The organism is Streptomyces sp. GMY02 (genome assembly GCF_019056675.1).
Taxonomy (GTDB): Bacteria; Actinomycetota; Actinomycetes; order Streptomycetales; family Streptomycetaceae; genus Streptomyces; species Streptomyces odonnellii.
Genome location: NZ_CP077658.1, coordinates 8,312,913 through 8,333,411, shown reverse-complemented (window position 1 = coordinate 8,333,411; position 20,499 = coordinate 8,312,913). Strand labels below are relative to the sequence as shown.

Annotated in this window: 17 protein-coding genes and 2 pseudogenes; 8 read left to right on the top strand and 11 right to left on the bottom strand. The window is 69.4% G+C overall.

Translation table 11 applies throughout. From position 1 onward, the window contains the following. Window positions 1-266 precede the first annotated feature (266 nt). The 3 genes from KQY30_RS35055 to KQY30_RS37255 all read right to left on the bottom strand — a co-directional run bounded on the left by KQY30_RS35055 (window position 267) and on the right by KQY30_RS37255 (window position 2,591). Window positions 267-1,580 carry an MFS transporter gene (locus KQY30_RS35055; protein WP_217310514.1) on the bottom strand — a complete coding sequence of 438 codons (1,314 nt, stop codon included), beginning with the start codon at window positions 1,578-1,580 and terminating at the stop codon, window positions 267-269. Further along, entirely contained in the window at window positions 1,577-2,182 is a 606-nt protein-coding gene (locus tag KQY30_RS35050; protein ID WP_217310513.1) for a transcriptional regulator, read from the bottom strand. The genes KQY30_RS35055 and KQY30_RS35050 overlap by 4 nt, the downstream gene beginning before the upstream one ends. Before the next feature lie 169 nt (window positions 2,183-2,351). After that, the gene (locus KQY30_RS37255; RefSeq protein WP_302185351.1) at window positions 2,352-2,591 is read right to left on the bottom strand and encodes a helix-turn-helix domain-containing protein; all 240 of its coding nucleotides are present in this window, start codon (window positions 2,589-2,591) and stop codon (window positions 2,352-2,354) included. 267 nt (window positions 2,592-2,858) lie between these two features. Between KQY30_RS37255 and KQY30_RS35040 the strand changes: the two genes are divergently transcribed. The 3 genes from KQY30_RS35040 (at window position 2,859) to KQY30_RS35030 (ending at window position 5,961) form a co-directional block, all read left to right on the top strand. Continuing rightward, a complete protein-coding gene (locus KQY30_RS35040; RefSeq protein ID WP_217310511.1) occupies window positions 2,859-4,073 on the top strand; it encodes a serine hydrolase in 1,215 nt (404 codons plus the stop codon). 529 nt (window positions 4,074-4,602) lie between these two features. Continuing rightward, window positions 4,603-5,112, top strand: coding sequence for a protein phosphatase (locus KQY30_RS35035; protein WP_217310510.1), 510 nt, complete (start codon window positions 4,603-4,605; stop codon window positions 5,110-5,112). 288 nt (window positions 5,113-5,400) lie between these two features. Beyond that, entirely contained in the window at window positions 5,401-5,961 is a 561-nt protein-coding gene (locus KQY30_RS35030; protein ID WP_217310509.1) for a hypothetical protein, read from the top strand. Window positions 5,962-6,349: 388 nt separating this feature from the next. On the opposite strand, the gene KQY30_RS35025 is transcribed toward KQY30_RS35030, so the two are convergent. The 4 genes from KQY30_RS35025 to KQY30_RS35010 all read right to left on the bottom strand — a co-directional run bounded on the left by KQY30_RS35025 (window position 6,350) and on the right by KQY30_RS35010 (window position 10,930). Continuing rightward, window positions 6,350-8,359: a hypothetical protein gene (locus KQY30_RS35025; protein WP_217310508.1), complete on the bottom strand. Its 2,010-nt coding sequence runs from the start codon at window positions 8,357-8,359 to the stop codon at window positions 6,350-6,352. A gap of 358 nt (window positions 8,360-8,717) precedes the next feature. Further along, window positions 8,718-9,311 (bottom strand): dihydrofolate reductase family protein, encoded by a 594-nt coding sequence (locus tag KQY30_RS35020; protein ID WP_217310507.1) that lies wholly within the window; start codon window positions 9,309-9,311, stop codon window positions 8,718-8,720. A 213-nt stretch (window positions 9,312-9,524) separates the two neighbouring features. Further along, window positions 9,525-10,001: a quercetin 2,3-dioxygenase gene (locus tag KQY30_RS35015; RefSeq protein WP_217310506.1), complete on the bottom strand. Its 477-nt coding sequence runs from the start codon at window positions 9,999-10,001 to the stop codon at window positions 9,525-9,527. 128 nt (window positions 10,002-10,129) lie between these two features. Further along, complete coding sequence (locus KQY30_RS35010; protein WP_217310505.1) at window positions 10,130-10,930, bottom strand: alpha/beta fold hydrolase; 801 nt, start codon at window positions 10,928-10,930, stop codon at window positions 10,130-10,132. 147 nt (window positions 10,931-11,077) lie between these two features. Here KQY30_RS35010 and KQY30_RS35005 point away from each other — a divergent pair, with 147 nt between their 5' ends. The 4 genes and pseudogenes from KQY30_RS35005 to KQY30_RS35000 all read left to right on the top strand — a co-directional run bounded on the left by KQY30_RS35005 (window position 11,078) and on the right by KQY30_RS35000 (window position 15,520). After that, window positions 11,078-11,683, top strand: a complete 606-nt coding sequence (locus KQY30_RS35005) for a TetR/AcrR family transcriptional regulator (protein WP_217310504.1) — start codon at window positions 11,078-11,080, stop codon at window positions 11,681-11,683. Between the two features lie 287 nt (window positions 11,684-11,970). Next, window positions 11,971-12,681 (top strand): annotated as a pseudogene (locus KQY30_RS37590) (NB-ARC domain-containing protein); the annotation flags it as partial. A 625-nt stretch (window positions 12,682-13,306) separates the two neighbouring features. Then, window positions 13,307-13,807: pseudogene (locus KQY30_RS37585) on the top strand (hypothetical protein); the annotation flags it as partial. Between the two features lie 36 nt (window positions 13,808-13,843). Further along, a complete protein-coding gene (locus KQY30_RS35000) occupies window positions 13,844-15,520 on the top strand; it encodes a WD40 repeat domain-containing protein (protein WP_367997491.1) in 1,677 nt (558 codons plus the stop codon). A 392-nt stretch (window positions 15,521-15,912) separates the two neighbouring features. Here KQY30_RS35000 and KQY30_RS34995 read toward each other — a convergent pair whose 3' ends face one another. The 3 genes from KQY30_RS34995 to KQY30_RS34985 form a co-directional block, all read right to left on the bottom strand. Further along, entirely contained in the window at window positions 15,913-16,662 is a 750-nt protein-coding gene (locus tag KQY30_RS34995) for an SDR family NAD(P)-dependent oxidoreductase (RefSeq protein WP_217310502.1), read from the bottom strand. Between the two features lie 47 nt (window positions 16,663-16,709). Continuing rightward, window positions 16,710-17,438: an SDR family oxidoreductase gene (locus KQY30_RS34990; protein WP_217310501.1), complete on the bottom strand. Its 729-nt coding sequence runs from the start codon at window positions 17,436-17,438 to the stop codon at window positions 16,710-16,712. A gap of 434 nt (window positions 17,439-17,872) precedes the next feature. Next, window positions 17,873-18,715 carry an SDR family oxidoreductase gene (locus KQY30_RS34985; protein ID WP_254407476.1) on the bottom strand — a complete coding sequence of 281 codons (843 nt, stop codon included), beginning with the start codon at window positions 18,713-18,715 and terminating at the stop codon, window positions 17,873-17,875. A 134-nt stretch (window positions 18,716-18,849) separates the two neighbouring features. Between KQY30_RS34985 and KQY30_RS34980 the strand changes: the two genes are divergently transcribed. Further along, complete coding sequence (locus KQY30_RS34980; protein WP_217310499.1) at window positions 18,850-19,422, top strand: TetR family transcriptional regulator; 573 nt, start codon at window positions 18,850-18,852, stop codon at window positions 19,420-19,422. Between the two features lie 229 nt (window positions 19,423-19,651). Here the strand turns inward: KQY30_RS34980 and KQY30_RS34975 are convergent, their stop codons facing one another. Next, window positions 19,652-20,329 carry an alpha/beta hydrolase gene (locus KQY30_RS34975; protein ID WP_217310498.1) on the bottom strand — a complete coding sequence of 226 codons (678 nt, stop codon included), beginning with the start codon at window positions 20,327-20,329 and terminating at the stop codon, window positions 19,652-19,654. Window positions 20,330-20,499 lie beyond the last annotated feature (170 nt).

The window sequence follows — 20,499 nt, the reverse complement described above, 5'->3', positions numbered from 1 at the left end:
CCTCTGTGATGCTCAATAGATAGCGGTTAACTAAAAGCGGCGTCAAATGTCCCGTCTCATTGGATCCAGCTCTCGGCCGGTGCTCTTGGCAGGCGCGGTGCAGCGCGTGGTGAGGCGGTCCGAGGCCGGCGCCTCATCTCTTCATGTTCGCCAACTGGGAGTGGACGACTGTGTCTCAGTTCATCGTGACCACGGGGATGGAGTCTCCCCGTGGGATCCGACGGGAGGTTCTGGTGCTCTGGCTCCGACGGCGATTGCCCTCGCGGTCAATGACGAGGTAGGACCGGCTCGCCATCAGAATCCTGCGTGAGTTTGGACTGAGTCGTTGGCTGGCGGGACGTCGGCAGGTCTCGGGATCGCCGGATCGGGGAGAAGAGCAGGATCAGTGCGGCGAGCGGGACCCCCGCTGTCATGATGGTCATGGCCATGCGGAGGTCGAGTGCGGTTCCGAGCACTCCGCCGAGCAGTGCTCCGATGGGGATCGTTCCGTAGTTGAGGAATGCTGTGCTTGCGGTGAGGCGACCGAGGAGATCCGGCGGGCAGTAGCGTTGCTGGAAGCTCGCCTTGATGATGTTGCCGGCCACGACGCCTGCGGAGACGCTGAAGCCCCCTGCCACAAAGAGCAGGATCCCGGCTCCGCCGACGGTCAGCGGGATGAGCGGAGCGAGCATGGGAAGCCCCAGTTCGAACAGCAGTGTCGCGCGGGCCGTGCCGATCCGCTGGGCGACCCGGCGTGCGGCGAATGCCCCGACCACGCCTCCCGCACTGGTAGTTGCGATGAGTGCGCCGACCGTCCCCGGGTTCAGGCCGACGCTCTGGACCAGGAAGACCACCTGGATCGACTGGTATCCCATAAGGGCCAGGTTGGAGGCGGCTCCGAAGAGCGTGAGCGTGCGGAACCAAGGGTCGACGGCGATCAGCCGCAGCCCTTCGCGCACTTCACTGACCAGTGAAGTGGGGCGATGTTCGGTCCTGGTGACAGGTGCCTCGCGGTGCCGGATGCCTGCGAGGCACAAGAGAGAAAGGAGGAATGTCGCCGCGTTGGCGAACATCCCGTTCACCGCACCTGCCAGCTGTGCGATCAGGCCGCCGGAGCCGAGCCCGGCAATCTGCGCGGCGGACGCACTGCCGTGCAGTTTGGCATTGCCCTCGGGCTGGTCGTCGGGCTCCAGAATGCTGGGGAGGTAGGCGCTGTAGGCGGTCTGGAAGAACACGGCTGCCGTGCCCGTCAGCAGGGCGATGCCTAGCAGGAGTCCGATACTCAACCAGCCGGACCATGCGGCGACCGGGATGCCGGCGAAGAGTAAAAGGGAGACTGCGGCGGCGGCCAGCATGATCGGTCTGCGCCGCAGCCGGTCCACCCAGACACCGACCGGGAGACCGATGATCAACCAAGGGGCCCAGGTGGCGGCGCTCAGCAGGCCGACTTCGAACGTGCTGGCGTGCAAGGTGGAGACGGCAACCAGCGGCATCGCCACCCCGGTGACGGACGCCCCGAACTTTCCTGCGGTCTCGCCGCACCACAGCAGCCGAAAATCGTGGTGGCGTCGCAGGAGGCCACCGCGTATGCCGTGGCTCATGCGGTGCCGCGCTCCTTGCGGGGAAAGGACTGGAGTTGCACGACGACAGGGAGCGCGTCCGGGGCGGGCTCGGCGTCCGGGACAGGGGTATGGCGGGCGATGACAGCCATCAGCTCGGTGTTGAGCGCCTCCAGCTGAGTCGGGGTCAACCGCAGGTCGCTCCAGTCCGAGACGGTGCCGGCGCTCCGCCACGTGTCGTCCCAGTCCTCGCTGATGTAGTTCACGACCCGGCTGAAGTACTGCTGCACAAGTTCGTGCAGGTAGACCGAGAGCGCGCCCCGGGTGTCGGGATCGTCCCGGAAATCGGCAGTGTTCAGCTCATTCGTGACGTCGACGCTTCTCCACCAGCGCTCGCGTTTCGTGCCCCGTCCGGTTTCCTCCTCGATGAAGCCGTGCTCGGCGAGGTGGCGCAAGTGCCAACTGATGGTGCCGGTGTTCTCCCCGAGGCGTTCGGCGAGCCTGGTGGCGGTGGCAGGGCCGTCCAGACTGAGCAGTTCAAAGATGTTCATCCGCAGCGGATGGGCCAGCCCCCGCAGACTGCGCGCATCGAGGCGCCGGGCGGGCTTGGCCGGCTGTGGTGTGCGTTCGGGTTTGTCGGACATGCCAACAGCGTAGGTTGCAGAGTCTTCTCTGCACAGCAGTCTCTGCAGAGAAGACTCTGCAAAGATTCATCGCGGCTTGGCGTGGCCCCGCTGCCCGCTCGATGGGCCGTCTGAGGGTGAGCCAGGCGCGAGGAAGCAGAGGAAGCAGAGGAAGCATTCGACGAGAGCTTCATTTCACGGTTTTGAGCGCGATGTAGCGGTAGATCGCGGCGGGTGCGGCTTTGAAGGTGCGAGCGATCTTCCGGACGGGGATGCCGAATTCGCAGAGCCGTTGTGCTTGTTCAATCTGCTCGATGGCAAGTCGTGGGGGCCGTCCGCCGGTCTTGCCGCAGGCGCGGGCAGCGGCCAAGCCGTCGTTGGTGGCGGCAAGCACGAACTCGTGGTGCAGGGTGGCGGAGACGGACATCATGCCGAAGAAGTCCCGTCGGAGCTGTCGTCGGGTGGCTGTCCTCGGCGTCAGCTCTGCCACCACCACCGACCGGCTCAAGTATGTGGACCGCCGGGCCCGGTACGTCAGCGGTGCTGTCGCCGCGGAGGGCCGGGGTGTATCGCGGGCGTATCGAAAACCGCATACACCGCCGTAACCGTCTTGCGTATTCGATGGGGGCTTGGACCGCAGCGCGTCGAGATGTGGGCGCCGCATGGGTCGGTTCGCCGATGAGGAAAGGCCGTGGTCATGGACCCGAATTCCGTACGTGGTGTCGACAGGCGGAGCCTGCTCGGGTGGGGCGGATTAGCCGCTGCCGGCATGGTGGGGGCCGGCGCGCAGCCGGCCGGCGCCCGACCCGCCCACGCCGAACCGACCCCGGCCGACCCCGATATCCCGCCGGACTGCCTGCCCGGCGGTGCCTACGACCGGTACGTGGCGGAGCTGGCGGCCGAGGACAAGTTCTCTGGTGTGGTGCTGCTGTCATACCGCGGCCGGACCGTGCTGTCGCGCAGTTACGGCATGGCCGACAAGGAGAAGGGGGTCCCCAACCACGAGGGCGTCGCGTTCAACCTCACCTCGGCGGGCAAGCCGTTCGGCGCGGTGGCCATCTTGCAGCTCGCACAGCAGGGCAAGTTGAAGCTGGCGGACACGGTGGGCACCTATCTGACGGGCTTCGCCAAAGAAATCGCCGAGCAGGTGACCATCCATCACATGCTCGCCGGTATCTCCGGGCTGGACACTCCGGACGAGGATCTGCAACGCGTCTTCCAGAGCCGGGAGGAGGTCCACGAGTACTACGAGCGGTGGGCCCGGCAGTCGAAGCTGGTGGCCCCCGTCGGCACTCCCACCGACCACGCCGGCGCCGAGATCGGCATCCCCGCGATGATCGTGGAGGCCGTGACCGGCATGACGTACTGGGACTACGTTCAGGAGCACATCTTCGGGCGCTGCGGCATGATCGGCACGGCGTTCTACACCCGGCAGCAGTGGCTCACCGACGAGCACATCGCGCACCCGTACATGACGGTGGAGGACGGCAGCCGGGTGGACGCCGTCCGCAACCTGGACAAGGGCAGCGCACACCCGTACGAACTGGGCAAGAACCCGGGCCGCCTCTTCATCGCCGCCCCCGGGGACGCCGGCTTCGCCACCGCGCCGGATCTGGTCCGCTTCGCGCACGGGCTGAGCGACGGAACGGTACTGGACCGGCCCTGGGCCGATGTGTTCACCGCGGCCAAGGTCCCTCATGGGCCGACGAGCTTCGGCGCTTACCAAATGCCCGTGAGCATCGTCAATGGCCAGTGGGTGCACTCGCGGGCGGGCGGTGGCCCCGGTAGCGGCGCCAACTGGAACATCTACCCGTACACGGGCTGGGTCGGCGTCATTCTCAGCAACTACGACGACTTCCCGCTGATAGAGATGATCGAGCGGGAGACCCAGGCCATCACCGGCCGGCGCTGAACCGCAGAACACCACCGCCCGGCGCCGACACCGCGCAGCGCCGGGCGGCCTTCGGTTTGCCGGCCTTCGGCCACCCTGGACGCTGTGGCCCGTCCCTGGATCTGGTTGGCCATCGGTTGGCCCAGCCCTGCCTTGTGGCGTTCGAACGCTGGTCCGGTGCCGGATGCATGGAGATCCAACGAGCGGGTGTGGGGCGCCTTCGAGGAGGGCGTGGCCGTTTTCAGGATCATCTGTGTCGGTCGATGTGGTCAAAGACGACCTTGTGGTCCTGCATCGCCCGCCAGTGGAGCCGGTGCCGGATGAATGGCCGGAAATGCAGGACCAGTGTCCGTTGGTGATCCTCCGGGGAGAGCATGACTGCGGCGTTGGCCAACGCGGGTTTGTGTCAGAGGAAAAGCACATCCGCTCACGGGGGGGGGACCGGGGGCTGGCGCGCTTCCCTGCGTGCGATTCTGGAGGTACCACCCATGCGGGTGGCGCGGCTCGGCTCCCGCAGGCGCCGCGTTGGTCGTCCAGGGGAGGTGAGTGTGTGAAGAACACGCGTCAGCGCGACCGTGACGCGCCGGGACCGCAGACGCCCTGGGACGAGATCGTGCCGGGACTGTGGATGGGCGGCCACTACTGGACCGATCCCGCCGGCGAACTTCAACCGGTCGTCGTCGCCAGCGAATTCGACATGGTCGTCAGCCTGTTCACCCGCTCCGGTCACGGGCCGCAGCCGGGCATCGAGCACCTCGTCGCCGAGATCCCCGACGGCCCCCTCACTGCCAACCAGATCGAGGCCGTGCAGCGGGTAGCACACGCCACCGCAGAGGCCGTCGAAACCGGCCGCACCACCCTCGTCCGCTGCCACTCCGGCTACAACCGCTCAGGCCTCGTCGTGGCGCAGGCTCTCGTCCAACTCGGCCACGAAACCACAGCAGCGATCCAGCTCATCCAGCTCAAGCGGTCTCCATGGGCCCTGAACAACCAGATCTTCCAGGACTACCTGACCACGGGCCTGGACGTCGCCTACCTCCTGACAGGACTTCAGGGTTGAACAGGCGACCAACGTTGGTGGAAGCGTCGAAGTGAACCCAGTCGCTGACGTCAACCGCGAGGACCAAGCGGCCGTCGGCGGCTGCGGCATGGGCAGGCCGACCAGCACCTACCCCACTATTGCAGGCCCGGTCGGTGCGCCAGAGGCCACCAGGGCCGAGGATGTAACGACGCATGAGCGGGGAGAGCCGCAAGCGGACCTACCTGCGAGAACGGGGGCTCACAACGACCAGGAGGTTGCTCATATATCAAGTCGCAGACCGGCGGATGACTTGGCAGGCTGCTCGTCATGAGCAACTCGTACGCGCAGGCAATACTGAGGACCACGGATGTTGCGGAGGCAGTGCGAGTCGCTGGGCTGCTACTCAATCTCGCTGACACCAGGGAACTCGAAGTCGACTTCGAAGCGGGGGTCTCCACGCCCCACGACCTGGAGCGGTTGAGCGAAGTTTTGCCGGATGCCGACTGGTGGTCCTATGGTACCGCCCGGCGCGGCTCCTCGCGCAGCGGCGACTCTCCGTCTGAGTGCCTGCCGATCTTCATGAGCAGATGGTGCCTGGGCCCGGACTCTGTGGAGGCGTTCTTGGCTGCCGCGAGAAACGTCCCGGCCATGGTGCGCTGGGACTTCAGCGGCTGGCCGGCGGCTCCAGAGATCGGCCTCGGTTGCGGGGGCACCAGAGGCGCCTATGTGACGGTATGTGTGAATGCCCGCGACGTTTACCTTGAGGATCTCGCGACGGACCATACGGTATATGTCCACGTGAAGCAGATCGAAGCTCAACGGTCCACCTGGCTGGCAGCGCAAGTCGGTCTGCAGGTCATCGGTGAGCTCCAGATGGCACCCGTCTGAGCCAGGTTGTGCGTGCCAGGTGCATGGCCTGCCGCGACGAAGCTCTGACGTGCTGGGCAACGAACCCGGACAGCCGGTCTGCCTACGGCCCGGCCGCGGCTGAAAGGCGGCGCGGCGCCTGCTCGCCTGGTGAGCAACAGCCCGCCATGGTCGATCATTGGCTGGCCAGTCGGCCCCGGGCCGACGGTAGGGGTAGGTAGGCAGTACCGGTTCAGCGCTCGACTGCGATCCTCCGTTTCCTTGTCGACCACGCCGAGTTCGAAGGTGCGTCTTACCTCGATCCAACGACATGACCGGCGGTCAGCCAGGCGGGTGCACCGTCACAAGTCCTGGAGTGAGGTGTGCGGCCCCGGTCGTCCGGAGGTGTGTGTTGGGCAGGGGGCCGCCGTCAGGGGAAGGAGACGGAGCCGCCCAGCCAGACGTAGTTGATCCTGATACCCAGCCAGCGGGAGGCCGTGAACATGGCGCGGGTGCATGCGGCGCAGGGCTCGTACTGGCCCGTGATCGTCATGACGTCGCCCGGCCGGAGGTCGGGGTTGCGGACGGCGCGGGCCTCGGTGTGGGTGGCCAGCGAGTTGCGGGGGTAGCCGAGGGCGGCTTCGGACGCCGACATGTTGCCGCTGGTCAGTTCGGCGCGGTAGATCTGGGCGCCGGCGCGCTTGACGGTGACGGTGGCCGAGTGCGGCGGCCGGTAGTCACTGCCCAGGACGCGGGCGAGTTCGGCGTCGTTGGGGGACGTGCGCTGGTCGAGGACGGCTCTGGCGGTCTTGTCCTTGGCGGAGGCCAGTTTCCGCAGTTCGGCGTCCGACATCACGCGGTAGCGGTCGACCAGGGCGTTGGCAGCGTCCGTGTCCGCCTTGGCCAGCTTGCGCAGTCGGTCCCGGGGCATCGCGTCGTACGACGGGCCGGGCTCACCACCGGACGCCGGGCCGCCGCCCCGGGTCTCCAGAGGAGCCAGCCGTTCCGCAGGCGCCTGTACGAAGCGCGGGCCGTCGCCGGCCATGGCGAGCGCCGGAATCAGCTCACCCGCGGGCCGCCCGGGCGCGGGCATCCGGCTCTTCAGGAACTCGCCCGTGGCGCGTGCCGCCGCCTGGATCTTCGGTGTGGCCGCCCTGGTCGGTTTGTGGAGCAGCACCGCGACGAGAATGTCGATGCTGATCGCGACCGCCGCCTTGGCGAAGTACTGTCCGGCCAGGTCGAGCGCGGCCTCGTCCTGCGCCCCGACCGCCGTGCTGATGAAGCCGTTGATGTCCCCGGCGATCTGGTACACCTCGGGGCCGACCAGCGCGGCCGACAACGCGATCAGGGCGACTCCGGCCGCACCCGCCGTACTGCCCTCCAGAACGGCGAACAGGATCGTCGTGCCGGCCATCAGCGCCAGCGCCTGCGGCGTCAGCAGCTCCGCGATCTTTCCCCTGACCTCCTCGCCGCCGTACTTCTCCGCCCGCCGTATCGCCTCGGCCAGTTTGTCCATCACGGACATGGCAGCCACGTTCATCCCGGAAGCCGTCCCTGCCACCGGCCACGGCGGCTCGGCCTGCGGGAACCGCGCCCGCCACGCGGCGTCCAGCGCCCGCCGGATCCGCTCGCCGTCGTACCGGTCCGCCATCCGGTTGCTGACGATCAGCAACCGCAACTGCCGTTCCGTCAGGCCGTCCAACGCTCCCCCGAGGTCCGCGTCAGGAGCAAAATCCAGTACCCGGAAGGCGTTGTCGGCCGCCGTGAGCGTGAAGAACTCACCGAAGTCGGCCACCGCCAGATGCCCGCGGACCAGCCCGTCCCATCCGCCGGCCGGCGGCGGCACCTTGCGGCGGACCACCTCGAACTGGTCCGGACGCTGCCGCACCCCCGAACGGATCAGCGCGTCCAGCAGCGGCGTCAGCAACTCCCCCGTCGTCCCGGTCTGCCGCAACCCCACCGTCCGCAGGCCCGCTTCCAGCCGGGCCAGGGCGTACGGCCCGAGCCAGGCCGCCGCGCCGAGGTTCCCCAGCAGATAACTGGCGTGTGCGAAACCGAGCTTCTCGATCTCGTCCACCATGCCGTCCATCGAACGGCCGTTGAGGTATTCCAGAACCTCCTTGAACTTCCCGGCCGCCACCCGCGCGCCGAGCGTCTCCGTGGACGTATCCCCGGCGCCGCCCTTCGGCGGCTCTCGCTGCACCGAGAACGCATCCTGCACCAAGAACGCACCGGCCGCGTGCCCGTTCCCCGGCCCCGCGGCTGCCGTCGGCTCCCCGCCACGGTTCAGGAGCCGCTGCACTGACGCGTTGCCCGCTGTCTGCTGCAACCGCAGCAGCCCTTCGGGCCGGTGACCCGGCGGGACAGCGGGCCGGGCAGGCGCGGCGGCGGACGGGGCGGCGGGCCGCCGCTCCGTACGCTCGTACGCCCCTCGCCCCACGCGTCCTCACCTCGCTGCCTCGGCGGCTCCCGGTCTCCCAGTGTCCGGACCGCTTCCCCGGGGCCGCATCCCGGCAGGGCGGACCGCCGTACACGCGGAAATGCCCGATAGGGCACCGGCGAGCGACGGGCCCAGCCGTTGCGGCGGTCATAACGTCACGGGCACCAAACGGCGTGCCCTGGCAGCGGACACGAGCCAAGAGGTGGACGAGCACACAGGGACAAGGCGCCGTCGCGATCTGCCTCGTGGTCCGCTCGTGGTCCGTCCGGCCGCTGCCGTGCAAGCCCGATCGGGCTGACGGCGGGCCCGGGTCGGGCCCGCCGGACGGCGACCTCCCGGACCGCCGCCTCCCCCCGCCTCAGCTCCGAACGCCGTCCTCGGTGGGGTCGCCGACCGCCTTGGCCGGTGCGTAGACCAAGTGGAGGACGCCGGTGCGGAACGTCGTGGACGCCGCCAGTCGCAGCGGGATCGGCTGGTCGCCCTCGTCGAACAGCCTCATGCCGGCGCGTACCGCGATCGGGTGGACCAGCAGGTGCAGTTCGTCCAGCAGCCCGTGCGCGAGCAGTTGGCGGACGACCGAGACCGAGCCGCCGACGGTGATCTCCCCGCCGGGCTTGCCCTTCAGGGCGGTCACGGCATCAATCAGGTCGCCTTTGAGCCGTTCGGAGTTCCGCCAGGTGAACGTCGGCTCGCTCCGGGAGGCGACGATCTTGCGGACGTCACCGAGCTTCCTGGCGAAGTCCGCCTCTGGGCCGCCCGTCGCTTCCCGTGCGGGCCAGGCTTCGGCGAACGCCTCGTAGGTCGTCCGGCCGAACAGGAGGGTGTCGGCAGCGCCGAGGACTCCGGCCACGGCCTGGCCCATCTCCTCGTTGAAGTAGGGGAAGTGCCACTGGTCGGGTGCTTCCACGACGCCGTCGAGCGAGATGAAGAGGCTGGCGGTGATCTTCCTCATGCTGTTCCTTCACGAAAGTGGTCGGATGGTCTGGATGGTCGATGGCCAGGGCATGTCGTCGGACTCCGGCCGTGAGGTCGTGCCTGCTCTGATGCCGGCGAGGTGTCCACGACCGCCGGGCCGCACACCGTGCGCCGGGGCTGCCCACCGTGCGCCGGCCCGGCCGCCGGGGACTGCGGCTGCCGGGGGCTCCGCGCCGCGGCCGTCCGGCGGCTACAGCACCTTGGCGCCGTACTTGACGAGTGAGGCCACCAGCGTGGCGGGGTCCGGGAACTCCTCCACGAAGCCGGGAGGGGGAAAGGACGAGGGGTCGTCCACCCTGGTGCCCGTCTCGAAGAACCAGTTCTCGAAGCCGGCCGGGGTGCCGAGAACGTGGAAGCGGGCCGTCGGCGACTCCACGCGGTAGCTGTGGGAGAGGTTCCGTGGCCCGTACGCGACGTCCCCCGGCCCCAGTTCCAGAGTCTGGTCGCCCACCCGCACGGTGAGTTCCCCTTCGGCCACCATGAACGTCTCGTCCTCGCGGGTGTGCAGGTGCGTGCCGGCGCCACTGCCCTGCGGAGCAGTCAGCTCCGAGAGCCAGAACTGGCCCCCGGTCTGCTCTCCGCCGGCGAGGAGCCGCATCATGGCGCCCAGGCGCCAGACGTACTGTCCTTCGTCAGCTCTGACGAGGAAGGGATGGGCGATAGTCATGGTTCCTGACGCTTTCTCTGGTGTGTGGTCCGCTGCGGGGCGGCCGACGTACGGGGGGGACGGAGGGCGGCAGCACCCACGGCACACCGGGGACGGTCCCGGCCCCGGGCTGCACAGGTGGCGGGTGATCAGGCGCCGTGGTGCTGGCCGGCAAGGAAGTCAGTGATGAGCCGCAGCCACTCCTCGGGGCGTTCGAGAGCGACAACGTGGCCGGTGTCGATCTCGGCGAACTGCGCACCGGTGATCTGCTCGGCGAGTTCGCGGTGCAGCGCGGGGGCAACCGTACGGTCGGCCGTGGCGGAGATCACCAGGGTGGGGACGTTGAGCCCGGCGAGGTCGTCCCGGACGTCGACGCGTGTCACCAGGGCGGCTTGCTCCGGGGTGCCGTCCGCACTCGAAGCGGCCGTGTAACCGAGGGTCGCCCGTAGTTGATCGGCCGAAAGCGCCTCCAGCGCCCGCGGGCTGAGCGCGACGGGGAGCAGGAACTCGGCCAGCAGTTCGCGGTCGCCCGATGCGGCCAACTGCTCCCAGACGGAGCCGATCAGGGTCAGGTTGTTGTCCGGGCGGGCGAAGGCCGCGGTCAGGACGAGAGCGCTGACGCGCTCGGGGTGGCGGGTGGCGGCGCGTATCGCGACGGGACCGCCGAGGGAGAAGCCGGCGAGGGCGAAGGTGTCCAGACCCTCGGCGACTGCCGCGGCGACCATCTGGTCGGCGAGGTCGTCCAGGGACAGCGGGGTCGGGGAGCGAGGAGTGTCGCCGCTGCCGGGGTAGTCGATGCCGACGACGGTGTGGTGAGCGGTGAGGCCCTTGAGGATCGGGCCCCAGGTGCCTTCGAAGCTGCTGCTGGCGCCGTGGGCGACAACCAGTGCGGGGCCGGAGCCGAGCCGCGTGCGGGCGAACGTCGGCTCGGGCAGAACGCGTGTGGACATGAGAGCTCCGGGACGGGGTAGGGACAGGCACAGCCATGAATCACACAGGCCGTATGATCTACTCACAGGTATATCACACATGTTGTGTGATTGTTGGCGCGAAGCCAATCACACACCTCGTATGAGTCGTGGTGTACGATGCGGGGGATGACGTCTGTCCACCGCCGCCGCCCGGAAGCCGGCAACCCCCGCGTCCAGCGCACCCGCGCCCACGCGCTGGCCGTCGCCCGCGGCCTCCTGCCCGAGGTCGGCCCCACCGGACTGACGTACTCCCTGCTGGCCGAACGCGCCGACATCACCCGCCAGACCCTTTACCGGCACTGGCCCACCCGCGCGGCCCTGCTCTTCGACCTCATCCTCGAAGGCCCCGACGTCGGCTACCCCGAGCCGGGCGCCGACCTGCGCACCGTCGCGACCGCATGGCTCACCAGCCTGGCCGCGGGCCTGAACGTCCCCGCGGCCCGCATCGCGGTACCGGCCGTGGTCGCGGAGGCGGACAACGACCCGGACAGCGACCAGGCCCTCGCCGACATCGGCACCGACCGCCGCGCGGCCCTCAACCAGCTCCTGGAACCCTCCGGCCGGCAGCTCACGGAAGACGAGTACACCCTGCTCTACGCGCCCGTCGTGGCGCGGCTCTACTTCGACCGACGCGAAATCACCGAGGCGTTCATCGAAACCGTCGTCACCCGGTGGCTCGCGGGCCTGGAGCACAACAGCCCGCAAGAAGAAGCGGACCAGGCGGACATCTGAGCCAGTCTGAACCAGTTGGTGGCCACGGAGCGGCTTACTCCGGCCGCGAGGGGGGCGAGGGACACGGCCGTCCCCGCGCGATCGTCCGTTACATCGTCATCTCAGCCGGAATCCTTGCCGTCACCGTCACCGTCAGCGTCACCTTCACCGTCATCCGACTCCTCGCGCATTGAACGTTGCGCCGCCGAGCACCGTCAGCGGGCGGCACCGCCGGCGCTGAGCCGAGAGCGAGACCGAAATCAACCACGCCACCGGAAGAGGTAGCCTCGCGTGACGGGGAGTCAGGTGTGGGGGCGCTTGTGGCGAGGAGTCCGTGGCCGGGGTTGGCCGCGTCGGTTGTGGTCACCGCGGTGGTGAGCGCGGTGACGTCGCTGGCGGAGAACGCGGCGACGGGCCAGGACCGGTGGCCGGGCCCGCTCGATGCGATCAGGCAGCACGCGTGGATCGTCCTGGGAGCCGGATTGGCGGTCGCACTGCTGCTGGCCCTGTATGCGCTGCGCGGTGGCGGCGATCCGCCGGAGATCGCCGGCGATCCGCCACCGCCGGTGCCGCCGCGGATACCGCGGTGGGTGGTGGACCGGGCGCAAGCGGCGCAGGTGGCTGGTGAGTTGTGCCGCCGCAGGGGGCGGCGTTCGGTGGGTATCACCTCCACAGCCGCGCTGCACGGGGCGGGAGGCTTCGGGAAGACCACGCTGGCGGACATGGTGTGGGCCGACCGCCGGGTCCAGCGGCGATTCAACGGACGGATCTACCGGGTCACCCTCGGTCTCGACGTACGAAGACGGGCGGAGATCGCCACAAAGGTGGCCGAGGCCACACGGTTCATCACCGGGGACACCACTGTTTTCGACGATCCGGACCTCGCGGGCGCACACCTGGGTCGGCTTCTGGACGCACGCGCCGAGACCCTGCTGATTCTGGACGACGTGTGGACGCCCGAGCAGCTCGCACCGTTCCTGACCGGCGGCGCCAACTGCCGCACGCTGATCACCACACGCCTGCCGGAACTGCTGCCGGCCAGCACGCACCAGGTCAGGGTGGACCAGATGTCCACGGCCCAGGCCCGGCAGGTCCTCACCTTCGATCTGCCCGGCAAGCTGCCAGAAGCAACCGTGCGCGGTCTGCTGAGAGCGACCGGACGTTGGCCGCTGCTGCTGCGCATCGCCAACCGTCACATTCACCGGCGCATGATGACCGGCGTCACGGCCGCCGACGCGGGGGCAGCGATTCTGGAGCGGTTACGGACCCGGGGGCCGGCCGGCCTGGATCCCGGAACGCCCGTCGACCTGAAGGATCCCCAGGCCCGGCAGACCGCGGTGCGCGCCGCGGTCGAGGCGGGCGCCGAGCTGCTGCCGATGGACGCGTTCGACCGCTTCACCGAACTCGGTGTCTTCGTCGAGGACGAATCCATCCCGGTCGGCCTCATCGCCGCGTTGTGGCAGGCCACCAGTTCTCTGGACCAGGAACAGTCCAGGGAACTGTGCGCGGCGCTGGGCGGCTTGTCCCTGCTCGCGCTGGATCCGGCAGCCGGGGGACGCGTACGACTGCACGACGTCATCCGCGGTTTTCTGCGCTCCGGACTGGACGAGGAGCGCCTGCGCGAGGTGAACCGCGCGCTGGTCGATGCCGCCGCCTCCGATGTGCCGCCGGCCGGACCGCAGCCGGGCGGCGGTGGCGGACCAGCGCGCGCCTGGTGGCAACACCCCGACCGCTACGTCGCGGACCACTTCATCACCCACCTGCTGGACGCCGGGCACGCGCGGGAGGCCGAAGCGCTGGCGCTCGACCTGCGCTGGATCGAACAGCGCCTGGACCACAGCGGAGCGAGCGCTCCCCCTGGCCGATCTCGCACGCGTCCCCACCCCGGCGGCCCGTCAGGCGGCCATCGACCTCGCGCGGGCGTCGCACCTGCTCGAACCGACCACCCCTGCCCACGCCCTCAGGGCGATCCTCCGCAGCCGCCTGGCCGGATCCGATGCCTGGCGTGGTCAGGTGGCCGCCTGGCGCTCCGCCCACCCCGTGCTTTACAACTGGTGGCCACTGCCCGATCTGCCGCACCCTGCACAGATCCGCGCCCTGACCGGCCCCGCCGGCGACGTAAAGGCGGTGGCGGTCTCCCCCGATGGCACCTGGCTCGCCACGGGCTACGACGACGGCTCGGTGGGAATCTGGGATACGGCCACCTGGCGCCAGACCACCACCCTCACCGGCCACACCCACGCGGTGGCCGCACTGGCCATCGCGCCCGACGGCGCCTGGATCGCCACCGGCGGCAGCCGTGACGGGTCGGTGCGGATCTGGGATACGGCCACCTGGCGGCAGACCACCACCCTCACCGGCCACACCCGCGGGGTGAGCGCACTGGCCGTCGCGCCGGACGGGGCCTGGCTCGCCACCGTCAGCGGCGATGGGGCCATGCAGATCTGGAGCCCGGCCACCAGGAGGAAGGCCTCTTTCTCCACAGGCCGTTCCAGAGTAGTGCGGGCGGCGGTCTCACCTGACGGGACCTGGATCGCCACCGGCAGCTACGACGGGACCGTGGGAATCTGGGACCGGGCAACCGGGCAGCAGACCTCCGCCCTCACCGGCCACACCAGTTGGGTGAACGTTTTGGCGGTCGCACCGGACGGCACCTGGCTCGCCACAAACTGCTTCCCCGAAGACACCGTGCAAATCTGGGACCGGGCAACGGGACGTCAGACCGCCACCCTCACCGGGCACACCGGTACGGTACAAGCGGTGGGCGTCTCCCCGGACGGAGTCTGGATCGCCACCGGCAGCTACGACGGCTCGGTGGAGATCTGGGACACGGCCACCTGGCAGCAGACCACCACCCTCATCGGCCATTCCAGCTCAGTGACTGCCGTAGCGGTCTCCCCGGACGGCGCCTGGCTCGCCGCCGGCAGCCACGACGGCACCGTGCGGATCTGGAACCCGGCTGGGGACAGTCATGCGGACGAGGCCACCGGCCACACCACGGGGGTGGTTGCCGTAGGTGTCTCGCCGGACGGCACCTGGATCGCCGCTTGCGGCAACGACGGCACCGTACGGATCTGGGATACGGCCACACGACAGCAGATCTCCACCTTCACCAGCCGCACCAATCACGTGAACGCTGTGGCTGTCACGCCGGACGGCACCTGGATCGCCGCCGGCAGCTACGACGGCTTGGTGGAGATCTGGGACACGGTCACCTGGCAGCAGACCTCCACTCCCGCCGGCCATTCCGGCACAGTGACCGGGGTGGCTGTTTCGCCGGACGGCGCCTGGATCGCCGCCCGCAACGACGACAGAACCGTGCGGATCTGGGATGCGGCGACCTGGCAGCGAATCTCCACGCTCACCGGCCACACCAGTTGGGCGAACGCCTTGGCGGTCTCCCCGGACGGAGCCTGGGTCGCCACCGATACCCACGGCACCGTGCGGATCTGGGATACGGCCACCGGGCAACAGGTCTCCACTCTCACCGACGTTTCCGGCACGGTGACGGCCGTAGCGGTCTCCCCGGACGGCGCCTGGATCGCCGTCGGCAGCCATAACGGCACCGTGGGGGTCTGGGATCCGGTCACCGGGCGGCGCGCTTCCGCCCTCACCGGCCACACCGAAAGCGTGACGTCAGCGGTCCATTCCCCGGACGGCACCCGGCTCGCCACCACCAGCGACGACCGTACGGTACGGATCTGGGACCCTCTGTCAGGAGACCAGGTGACCGTCATGCGGGCCGAGGGGCGTATGCGACTGCTCGCATGGATGCCTGACGGGCGAGGCTTGGCGGTGGCGGGAGACCGAGGCCTGTACCTGTACGGCTTCGCCCCAGGCGGCCAGCACACCACCTGAGCACGGCACCGCAGCAGCCCCGGCTCCTGTGACCGGCCGTCTTCGCCATCGGCCTGTACACAGTGGCCTTCGCTCGGCGCATCCAAAATCTCCGTAGCCGTCGCGGGCTCTCATCCTGGTTCGGCAAGGCCCCCAGAGCGTCACGGACCGGAAGGGCCACCCTGTCGTCGGCAACAGGACCGACATGAGCATTGGCGTGGGCCAACGGCGATCTCTTTCCAGGTCGTGCTCCAGCCAGTGGTCAAAGAGGTGTACACGGGACGGGCTGCCTCAACTGCCCGCAGCGGGTTCAGGCGGCCGCCGTGCCCTCGTGAAAGTTGGTCCCTCTCATGCTCATGCCCGGCCCGGGGCCGCTGGCCATGCGGCCTCAGGGCCGGGCATGAGCAGGGTGGTCACACGTGGGCCATGCCGCCGTCGACGACGAGGGTCTGGCCGGTCATGTGGGACGCGTCGTCGGAGACGAGGAAGGCCAGGGCGCCGGCGACGTCGCTGCCGCGGCCTACGCGCTTGAGGGCCTGGGCGCTGGCGGCTATGCCGGGGAAGCGGTCGGCCCAGCCCTCTTCCTGCGTGCCGGGCGTGACCACGGCACCGGAGGCGATCGTGTTGACGGTGATGCCCCAGTCACCGGCCTCGGCGGACAGTGCGCGGCCGAAGGCGATCATGGCGCCCTTGGAGGTGATGTACGCGAGCATGCCGGCCATGGGCATGAAGAAGGAGGTGGAGCTGATCTCCACGATGCGGCCCCAGCCCTGTTCCTTCATGCCGGGCACGAAGGCGCGGCTGACCAGGAAGCTGCCGCGGACATTGGTCGCCTGGACGCGGTCCCACTCCTCGACGGTGACGTCCAGGATGCCTGCGCCCGGCATGAGGCCGGCGTTGTTGACGACGACGTTGACCGTACCGAATGCCTCGGTCGACTTGGCGCGCAGCAGTTCCACGCCGTCCTCGGTGGACACGTCGGCCACGACGCCGATGGCCCTGCCTCCGGCCTTCTCGATCAGGTCGACGGTCTCGCCGACGTCAGTGCGGTCGTTGACGGCGACGGAAGCGCCGTCGACGGCGAGGCGCAGGGCGAGGTCCTGGCCGATGCCGCGGCCGGCGCCGGTCACCACCGCCACCAGGTCGTTACGGGTGTTCGTCATGATTGCTCCCACGGAAGTGTGATGGTTGCTGCGGACGGGCGGGGCGGTCAGGCGTTGATCTCGGGGAAGCGGTACTCGGTCCGGTCGCGCTTGGTGTAAAGCTGCCAGTACGTCTCGGCGAGCTCGTCGGCGTCGAGGACGTGCAGGCCGGTGACGCCACCCGTGACTGCGGCCAGGTCCTCGGGTGACATCGCCGCGTAGGACTCGCTGTTCTTGATCAGTGCGGCCAGGGTGGAGACGCCCGCGTAGACGCCGACGTCGGCGACCTCGCCGTGCAGGGAGTGGACGAAGTTGCGGATGGCCGACATGGCCGGGCCGATGCCGCTGATGTGCGGCCGCGGGTCGGCGGCGGTGAATCCGCCGGTGACGATGAAGCCGCCGTTGCCGCGTTCGGTCATCTCCGGCAGAACGGCGTGGGCGATCTCTACGGGGGTGAGCAGGAACAGGTTGACCAGCGGCGCCAAGCGGGCGGCGTCCAGCTCGGCGGCGGGGATGAAGGCGGTACCGCCGGGCAGTGGCTGGTACGAGACGACGTCGATGCGGCCGAAACGCTCGCGGATGGCATCGACGACCGGGCGGGCGTTGGCCGGGTCGGACAGGTCGGCCGGGAAGGCAGCTGCCTCGACGCCTTCCGCGGCGAGCGCTTCGACGATGGCCTGGAGCCGCTCGGCTCGGCGGGCGATCAGCGCGACACGAAAGCCTTCCTTGCCGAAGCGGCGGCCGAGTGCGGTACCGAGACCGCTGCCGGCGCCGAAGATGGCGACAACCTGGGACATGGGTGTTTCCTCACTGTGTTTGGGGACCGTGCTACGGGAGTCGTCAGCCACGGAAGTCGTCGACCGGTGGCCGACGGAGAGGGGCCGATCTGTCGCGAGCCTCCCGGTACGGCGCGAGCCTCCCGGCCGGTGACGGATCGGCGGGGGACGGATCGGCGGGGCATGCCCGTACCACGCCGATCAGGTTCGGCGGGCCCGTGGCTCGTTCAGGTCCTATCCGGCGGATCTTCGTGGATCAGACAGCGGCGTCCGACGGAGGGAGCCCCTCCTGTGCCGTTCAGGCCACGGGGGCGAGTCGTAAGGCGGAGGACCGGCGTTGTGCATGGCTCGGTCGTACGCGGACCACCCCGACAGCGCGGCGAGGTGCCGCCTGCCGCGGCGGCGGCTGGTGTCACTGCGGCGTCGCGGGCCCGGGCAGATCCGCCGAACAGGGACTACGCGGGAAAGTCGATGGACCGGGCAAGCGCCTCGCCGGCGTCGACCTCTTCGAGACGCCCGGTGAGCGCCGCCCGGATGGCCGCGTGGGCGTCGCTGCCCAGGGCGACGCGGCGCGGCGCGGGCTCGGTGGTGGCGGAGTCGATGATGGCAGCCGCCACCTTGACCGGGTCGCCGGGAGCCTGAGCGGTAAGGTTGCCGACGGCCCGGACGGCCTGGTGCACCTGTCCGACCGGGGTGTCCGCGTAGACCGGCAGCGGCTCGGCGACGCTCAAGGAAGCGCCGAATCCGGTGCGGATCACGCCCGGCTCGATCATGGTGACGCCGATGCCGAACGGGGCCACCTCGTCGACGACGGACTCCAGGAAGCCCTCCACACCCCACTTCGAGGCGTGGTACATGCTGGCGCCCGGGCCGGAGATATGGGCGCCCATGGTGGAGGTCTGGATGAACCGTCCGCCGCCCTGGGCGCGCAGATGCAGGACGACCGCACGGAAGAGCTGGATCGGCGCGGTCATGTTCAGCGCGATCTGCTCGTCGATCGCCTCGTCCGACAGTTCCTCGGCCGCGCCGACCGCGCCGCGTCCGGCGTTGGAAAACACCACGTTCACCCGGCCCAGCTCCGTGAACGCGCGCCCGACGACCTCACGGAGCGCGGCGGTGTCGGTGACGTCCAGAGCTGCCGTCCACAGCAGCTCCGGGTACTGCTTCCGCAGGTCGTCCAGGACCTCGGGCTTGCGCGCTGTGGCGGCGACACGGTGCCCCGCCTCCAGCAGTTGCTCGACGACCGTCCGCCCGATGCCGGCCGACGCGCCGGTGACAAACCACGTCTGTGCTGCCACGACCACTCCTTAATCCAACTAGTTGGTTGCGATGCGACCGTACGCCGCCGCCTCGCCATCGTCAAACCATCCAGTTGGATTTATCGTGGCTCCCGCTTAAGAATGCAACTGCCTGGTTGGTTTACTCTTGCGGGATGGGATACGACTCCGCCGCCACCCGCGCCCGGCTGCTCGACGCCGCCTTCGACGAGTTCGTACGCGTCGGGCTCGCCGGAGCGCGCGTGGACCGCATCGCCGCCGCCGCGTCCGCGAACAAGCAGGCCATTTACGCCTACTACGGCTCCAAGGACGCGCTGTTCGACGCCGTACTCGCCGACCGGTTGACGGTCCTCGCGGACATGGTGCCCTTCACCCCCGCCGACCTGCCCGGCTACACCGGGGCCCTGCTCGACGCGCTGACCGCCGACCCCGGGCTGCTGCGCCTCACCCAGTGGAAGGCACTGGAACGCCCCGGCGCCTCACACCTGGAGCGGGAAGCGCACGTCACCAAGGCCGCCGAGATCGCCGAAGCCCACGGCGTCAACGCCGAGGCCGGAATGGACATCCTGATGCTCGTCGTCGTAGCCGCCCAGGCCTGGGCCACCACGGCGCCGGAGATCCGCAACCCGACTGGTGCCGACGAGACCGCACGGCTCGTCCGGCACCGGGCAGCCATGACCAAGGCCGTCCAGGCCGCCGTCGACGCCGCGCTGCCCGCGACCACCTGACACCGAACCGACCCCGGCGGCTCATCAAGCACCGGCCCAGCTCTCTCGCCGTCGGACAACGGAACGGACGTACGGCGGGGACTCCGCGAAGGCCATGTCATCCGGTGCAGCGCACTCGCCGGTTCAGCGCGTCCGTCGTTGATCTGCTGACCGTGATCGTCGCAGCCTGATCGTGCCGCCCGTCAGCGACGACATCCCCGGTGGTCAGTCGCTGCCACGCGCCAACTCGTTACGCCCCGGTCCGGTAGGCCTCCAGGCGGGCGGCCAGTTCCGTGGGGTGGCCGAGCATGGGGCAGTGGTCGCCGGGCATTTCGTCGGGTGTGATGCCCAGGCGTTCCCGCACGATCCGCCGCATGTACCCCGCAGGGAAGAAGCGGTCGTCCCGGGCCAGCAGGAACTTTGTCGGCACGTCCGGCCATGCGGCCAGCGGCCATGGCTTCATGAACGGGGTGGCCGACTGCGTACGCGTGTGCTTGCCGGCCTCGGCTACCAGTTCCGGCGGGGTGTCATGGTGGAACAGGGCGATGTCGTCGTCGGGGTCCCTGCCATCGCGTTCGTCCTGTTCGCGCCTGGCCTGTTCGTAGCCGGTGTTGGCCCACCACTGGCCCGGGGTCTCACCCGGTGCCGGGATCTGCGCCTGCAGCATCACCAGCAGGTCCACCGGCACACGGTCGCACACCAGTGGGGCCGTGAACCCGCCGAAGGAGTGGGCCACCAGGATCAGGTCGGTACGATCACCGATGGCGTCGACCACGGTGTCGGCGTACTCGGCCAGCCCGGCCGAGTCGTCGTCACACGGCAGGTCCACCGCCACCACATCATGGCCCAGCCCATGCAGCTCGGCCTCCAGGAGATGCCAGTACCACGGGCTGGACGCGGCACCGGGAATCAACACGTACGTAGCCATCGTCAGGAAGCCTCCCGTTAGCGGACACGCGGACACGGTGCCTCAGCACCGTCGCCCGGACACCCACACCACCGCACCCTATGACGACCCCAGGGGACTCGGCCGGAGAGGGGCCCGCCGTCCGCTGCGCGACCCGGACGCGGCGCGGACGGCGGGCAACGGCGGAAGGG